Origin of the sequence: Nostoc sp. (assembly GCF_041747015.1) — a bacterium.
In the GTDB taxonomy this organism is placed as follows: domain Bacteria; phylum Cyanobacteriota; class Cyanobacteriia; order Cyanobacteriales; family Nostocaceae; genus Nostoc.
Genome location: NZ_JBGTFY010000165.1, coordinates 1 through 6,110 on the forward strand (window position 1 = coordinate 1; position 6,110 = coordinate 6,110).

7 protein-coding genes and 1 pseudogene are annotated in these 6,110 nt (G+C 43.6%); 7 read left to right on the forward strand and 1 reads right to left on the reverse strand.

The annotated features are described in order from the left end of the window. The 6 genes from ACEW80_RS13205 to ACEW80_RS13230 form a co-directional block, all read left to right on the forward strand. The coding region (locus ACEW80_RS13205) for a phycocyanin subunit alpha (RefSeq protein ID WP_373527016.1) at positions 1–421 on the forward strand (421 nt) is incomplete at its 5' end. 162 nt (positions 422–583) lie between these two features. After that, positions 584–1,402, forward strand: coding sequence for a phycobilisome rod-core linker polypeptide (locus ACEW80_RS13210; protein WP_373527017.1), 819 nt, complete (start codon positions 584–586; stop codon positions 1,400–1,402). 171 nt (positions 1,403–1,573) lie between these two features. After that, entirely contained in the window at positions 1,574–2,443 is an 870-nt protein-coding gene (locus tag ACEW80_RS13215) for a phycobilisome rod-core linker polypeptide (protein ID WP_373527018.1), read from the forward strand. 101 nt (positions 2,444–2,544) lie between these two features. Then, positions 2,545–2,823 carry a phycobilisome linker polypeptide gene (locus ACEW80_RS13220; RefSeq protein ID WP_373527019.1) on the forward strand — a complete coding sequence of 93 codons (279 nt, stop codon included), beginning with the start codon at positions 2,545–2,547 and terminating at the stop codon, positions 2,821–2,823. Further along, positions 2,798–3,640, forward strand: a complete 843-nt coding sequence (locus tag ACEW80_RS13225) for a HEAT repeat domain-containing protein (RefSeq protein WP_373527020.1) — start codon at positions 2,798–2,800, stop codon at positions 3,638–3,640. The genes ACEW80_RS13220 and ACEW80_RS13225 overlap by 26 nt, the downstream gene beginning before the upstream one ends. Before the next feature lie 400 nt (positions 3,641–4,040). Continuing rightward, positions 4,041–4,760: a HEAT repeat domain-containing protein gene (locus ACEW80_RS13230; protein WP_373527021.1), complete on the forward strand. Its 720-nt coding sequence runs from the start codon at positions 4,041–4,043 to the stop codon at positions 4,758–4,760. A 5-nt stretch (positions 4,761–4,765) separates the two neighbouring features. Here the strand turns inward: ACEW80_RS13230 and ACEW80_RS13235 are convergent, their stop codons facing one another. Beyond that, positions 4,766–5,413 carry a hypothetical protein gene (locus ACEW80_RS13235; RefSeq protein ID WP_373527022.1) on the reverse strand — a complete coding sequence of 216 codons (648 nt, stop codon included), beginning with the start codon at positions 5,411–5,413 and terminating at the stop codon, positions 4,766–4,768. A gap of 272 nt (positions 5,414–5,685) precedes the next feature. On the opposite strand from ACEW80_RS13235, the pseudogene ACEW80_RS13240 reads away from it, so the two are divergent. Continuing rightward, positions 5,686–6,110: pseudogene (locus ACEW80_RS13240) on the forward strand (L-glutamate gamma-semialdehyde dehydrogenase); the annotation flags it as partial.

Genomic DNA, 6,110 nt, shown 5'->3' on the forward strand with positions numbered 1-6,110 from the left:
AATTCAAACCGCTTTTGGTCGTTTTCGCCAAGCTCCAGCTAGCTTAGAAGCAGCAAAAAGCTTGACCGATAATGCTCAACGTTTGACAGAAGGCGCAGCTCAAGCGGTGTACAACAAGTTTCCCTACACCACTCAACAGCACGGGCCTAACTTCGCTTCTACCTGTACTGGTAAAGCCAAGTGCGTACGTGACATTGGTTACTACCTGCGGATCGTTACCTATTCCTTAGTAGTAGGTGGTACAGGACCATTGGATGATTTCCTAGTCTCAGGTTTGGCTGAAATCAATCGCACCTTTGATTTGTCTCCTAGCTGGTATGTTGAAGCTTTGAAGCATATCAAAGCTAACCACGGTCTAAGTGGCGATCCAGCTGTAGAAGCCAATTCCTACATTGACTACGCAATTAACGCTCTCAGCTAGAGAGTGTATTTAGCCCGGAAAGGGAAACAAGCTCTGTTAGCAATTAGCTAGGAGTTGGTTTACCTTTCTGGGCAGTTTTATTTTCACAAGACTGTTAAAAGATTAGAAAAAAATTTTCTGAAAAGTTTTCGGTTTTACAGTTAAAACTGAGGAGATTTAAAGATGGCAGCTTTGGGACAAGCAGCAAGATTGGGAATTAGCACTTTTGAAAGCTCAGGAGTAGCAGAACTACGTCCCAACAGAACAGAAGCGGATGTAGAAGTGATCATCCGGGCAGCTTACCGTCAGGTTTTGGGTAATTCATACCTGTTAGAGGAAGAGCATCTTGTAAGTGCCGAATCACTGTTGCAGCGGGGTGCGATTTCAGTTAGGGGTTTTGTACTGGCTATTGCCCAGTCGGAACTCTATCGGGAGAAGTTTTTCCACTCCAACTCGCAAATTCGGTTTATCGAGTTGAACTATAAACATTTATTGGGGCGTGCCCCAGAAGATGAGTCAGAGATTTCGTACCATGCTGATCTTTATAATTCACAAGGTTACGAAGCTGAAATTAATTCATACATTGACTCACTAGAATATCAAGAGAGTTTTGGCGAAAATATTGTACCCTACTATCGAGGCTTTAAAAGTCAAGTAGGACTGAAAAACGTTGGATTTGGCCGACTGTTCCAACTTTATCGGGGTTATGCCAGTAGCGATCGCGCTCAAGGACAAAAAGAAGGGCAAGGGCGGCTAACCTGGGAAGTGGCGAAGAATCTGGCTTCACCCATTTACCCAGTTTCTACAGGAGCCTTAACAGGACTCTCTACAGGTGGTCGAGGAGCAACATACCGGATTAGGGTATTACAAGCCGCTTCGGTGAACTCATCTGTAGTGCGGCGGGGTACTGCGGAATTGGTCGTACCCTACGAGCAACTTTCTAGTAAATTGCAGCAGCTGAATCGCAAGGGCAGTAAGGTTATTAGCATTACAGCCGTATAAATAGGGAACTGGAATTAAGTGAGGAGTTAGGAGTTATGAGTGAGAAGTCAGGAGTAGGAGTTAGAAGTTATGAGTTTTTAATTCTTAACTCTACCCCTACTGTTAACTCCTAACTATTAACTCCTAACTCCTAACTTTTCCCAACTACCAATTACAAAAGGAAAATTATCAATGGCTATTACAACAGCAGCATCCCGTCTGGGAACAGAAGCTTTTAGTGATAACGCTCGTGTGGAATTGCGCCAAAATGCAACTAAAGAAGACATAGAAAAGGTAATTTCTGCCGTCTATCGTCAGTTGTTGGGCAACGATTATTTAATGAAATCTGAACGCCTCATAAGTGCTGAATCTATCCTGCGTGATGGGAAAGTTACAGTCCAAGAGTTTGTGCGTCAAGTAGCTAAATCGGAACTGTACAAAACCAAGTTTTTCTACAACAGTTTTCAAACTCGCGTCATCGAACTGAACTACAAACATTTGTTGGGTCGTGCGCCTTATGATGAGTCTGAGGTGGTCTATCACTTAGACTTGTACCAAACCAAGGGGTATGAAGCCGACATTGATTCTTATATTGATTCGTCAGAGTATCAATCTAGCTTTGGTGAAAATATAGTCCCTTACTATCGCGGCTTTCAAACCCAAACTGGGCAGAAAACTGTAGGATTTAGCCGGATATTCCAACTTTATCGCGGCTATGCAAGTAGCGATACATCGCAACTCAAAGGCAAGTCTTCCCGACTAGCCGTTGAACTTGGTCGCAATAGTGCATCAGTTATTGTTCCGCCATCTGGTAGTGCATCAGGTTTTGCATACGTGGCTTCTGGAAGAGGCGTTACCCCCAACAGTACTTTTGGTGGTGCAGGAACTTTTGGTAAAGAAGGCAGAATGTACCGCGTTGAAGTGGGAGGCGTTTTTGGCGCTGGTTATCCGAGCATCCGCCGCGTTAATCAAGCTGTAATCATACCTTATGAAGAACTATCTAGTTACTTCCAAAGAGTGGTAAAACAAGGTGGTAAAATCGCTAGTGTGAAGCCACTTTAGTGTCAATGGTCATTAGTCATTGGTCGTTAGTTTCAGACAAAAAACAAATGATCAAGGACAAATGACTAATGACAATATTAAATTAAATTTGGAATGAATTTATGCTTGGACAAATTGGTGGTAAAACTAGCAACCGCTACTTTCGCTATGAAGTAGTCGGTCTTCGCCAAAGCGAAGAAACTGAAAAAACAGCTTATCCGATTCGTTCTAGTGCCAGTGAATTTATCACCGTGCCTGAGAACCGGATGAATCAAGAAATGCAGCGAATTACTCGCTTAGGTGGTAAAATAGTCAGTATTCAACCATTGAATGCTGATACTAATACAGGTAGCGAACAGAGCAATCGTTCTTCTGATGAATTCAATTCCGCAGAAATTTGAAGATTTATCACCGACAGGTAACTTTGCCGACGGTGAATCTTTAACAGTAGAGGAAGCGATCGCCAATCTGGAAAGCGCAGATTTAGGTCTGCGCTTTTATGCTGCTTGGTGGTTGGGCAGGTTTCGAGTCTCTGAACCAGCTGCGGTTAGACGACTGATCGCCGCCTTAGAGGATGAAGCCGACAGGACACCCGAAGGCGGATATCCTCTACGACGGAACGCAGCTAGGGCGTTGGGAAAACTAGGCGATCGCCAGGCAGTAGTACCTTTAATTGAGTGTTTAGACTGCTCAGATTTTTATGTGCGGGAAGCAGCGGCACAATCCTTAGAGATGCTGGGTGATCCGATTTGTATTCCTGCCTTGATCAAGCTATTACAAGTAGGCTTGCAGGGAGAGCAACTCAGATCACAGCCAGATTTATCTCAACCCTACGATGCGATTTTAGAAGCCTTGGGAAACTTACAGGCGACTGAGTTCATTCCTTTGGTAAAGCCATTTCTAGAGCATCCAATCGAATTGGTGCAATATGCTGCCGCACGAGCCATGTATCAATTAACCCAAGACTCAGTTTATGGGGAACGGTTGGTAAAGGCTTTAGGGGGAGAGAAATTGCAGTTGCGTCGCGCAGTGTTAGCAGATTTGGGAGCGATTGGCTATCTACCCGCAGCAGATGCGATCGCCCAGACTTTTGCCGAAAATAGCCTGAAATTAATTTCCCTCAAAAGATTACTAGAATATCAAGTTAACCACACAGCAGCAAGCACTTTGTCAGAAGGTGCTATTAAAGTCATGAATTTGATGGATTCACTGTTGTAGTTTAAGAAGAATTCAGAAGTCAGAATGGGCTAATCGCCCCGCTATCGCTAACAGGAGTGAGAATAAATTATTAGGGGATTCAGATCCGCCACTCTCTTGTTGACCCGCCTCTCCTGTTGGAGACGCTACGCGAAGGGAGAAGATCACGCTACCAACGCTCGATAACTCTCTACCGCTTTGCTAACACCAGTTGGACTCCAATTAAATTCTGAATTCTGACTCCTGACTCCTGAATTCTTTTCTAATAATGAGTTTTCATTGATACGTTGTCACCCAATATTTACCACAGAGAAACCCCCAAAGCAACTGCAAAACAAGGGTTAGGGGTTTATGTATGATAGTAACTACGGATAACCTAAGCTACAATTGGCTGGTAACTAATCACTCATAAAAAATTATTATGAATAATAGTGAGCTTGCCCAAATATTGATCCGTGCTGTGGAAGAAGCAGATTCCTCGGAGCGCTTGCTAGACGCAGTTCAGGAGTTAGCAGCAGCTGGTATAGAGGAAGCTGTGCCAATTTTGATTGCAGCTTTGGGCTACAACAATCCAGGGGCGGCGGTGGCGGCGGTAGACGGACTGATTGCGATCGGGGAAGCCGCAGTACCACCACTATTACAACTAATTGATGACTACAACTACGGTGCTAGAGCCTGGGCAATTCGTGCCTTAGCGGGAATTGGCGATGTCCGGGCGCTGGATAGCTTGTTAGAGGCAGCAAAAACCGATTTTTCTTTGAGTGTGCGGCGGGCTGCTGCTAGGGGATTAGGCACTTTGCAATGGCATCAAGTACCGTCAGAGAAACTAGAATCTGTTCAAACTCAGGTATTAGAGGCGTTACTATTAATTTCTCAAGATCCAGAGTGGGTAGTGCGCTATGCGGCAGTCACGAGTTTAGAAACACTAGCAATTGCCATAGCAGTCACTTTACCTGATCAAGGGTTGCGGATTACAAATCAACTTCAGCAAATGCTCGATACAGATGTTGATTTGGGAATTCGCACCCGTGTAAGGTTTGCACAGCAAAATATTCAGCAGCCACAACATCAACAAGCGTTTGCACCTAAAAGAAAGGTAGAAGACGCTGAAGTGCCTCATCGTGGTGGTAGCAGACGTTAAGCAATTCAATCAACCAAAGACTGAATTTCTTCCTGGATATTGCCACGGGCACATGGTTCGGCAAACTCTGACATTAAAGGTGTAAAGTAGATATGCGATCGCTGTAAAAATCGTTCTAAAAACTGCCGACGACCTACTATATACTCTGCTCTTGGCACCCAGCTATATTCCTGGCGAATCGCATAGGCGTATTCTGTATAATCAACTGAATTAGCAGCAAAAACCGCTAAATCTGCATCAAGTAGGACTTGGCTATCATAGTCATCCACCGTAGCTTGGTGGTCTTTAGTATTAAGTATGAGATGGGTAACACTAGTTATGGTACTTTCTGAAATACCCAAATTACTCAATAACTCAAGAGCATAGTCTGCACTTTTTTGTTCATTATCTTCAGCCTGAGTGTTATGCACCACATCATGAAACCAGGCAGCAATTTGAACAGCAGCTAGGTTGTTGGTGTAACCTTGCAAAATTTGAATTGTGCTAAGAACGTGATGAATGTGTTTCAGTGTGTGATAATGGCGATCGGGGGTAGAGTAAACAGCAACCAACTGATTAAACGCTTTCTCAGCCTCTACTTGGTCAACACCAAAGGGTTGGAGTGTGTGTTGCCAGTTAGAAAATAAAATATAGGTGAGGTTTTCCGTAGGCATAAACATAGTATCCACACTCTTAGTATGACTGAGATAATCTTTTCTGCTGCAACATCTGTCTAATCAAGTTAGAAATAGATCAACAAAAGGATAACACTTGTTATTGAATTGGGCATTGGGCATTGGGCATTGGGCATTGAGGAAAGAATTCTTATAACTCCAAACTCCAAACTCCAAACTCCCCACTCCCCAGTTGATATATGAAAGCGTCAAAATAGAAGACACAGGCTTTGTCCAAAAAGCCTTGCCTTGATTAACGGAGTTTATTATCAGTGGTATTACAAGCACAAACAAGCACTTACGAAGCTAAAACCCAAGAAATCGCTAAACAACTTCTAGCAGCAACGACGGAAAATCGTTCGTTTTTTTCTTCCCTGCGGGATCAAATGCGCTGGGATGATAAATTACTAGCTTGGGCAATGAGTAATCCTGGTTTGCGGGTGCAACTATTTCGCTTCATAGATACGCTACCGGCTTTGCACAGTAAATCAGAGATTGCCTCACATTTACAAGAATATCTAGGCGATGAGTCTGTAGAATTACCAGCAGCTTTGAAGGGGATGCTAAATTTTGCTAACCCCGACTCTATGCCAGGACAAGTTGCTGCTACAACTGTTGGTACTGCGGTTGAGACTCTTGCTCATAAATATATTTCTGGGGAAAATATTAAACAAGTCATCAAAACAGTTGAACGACT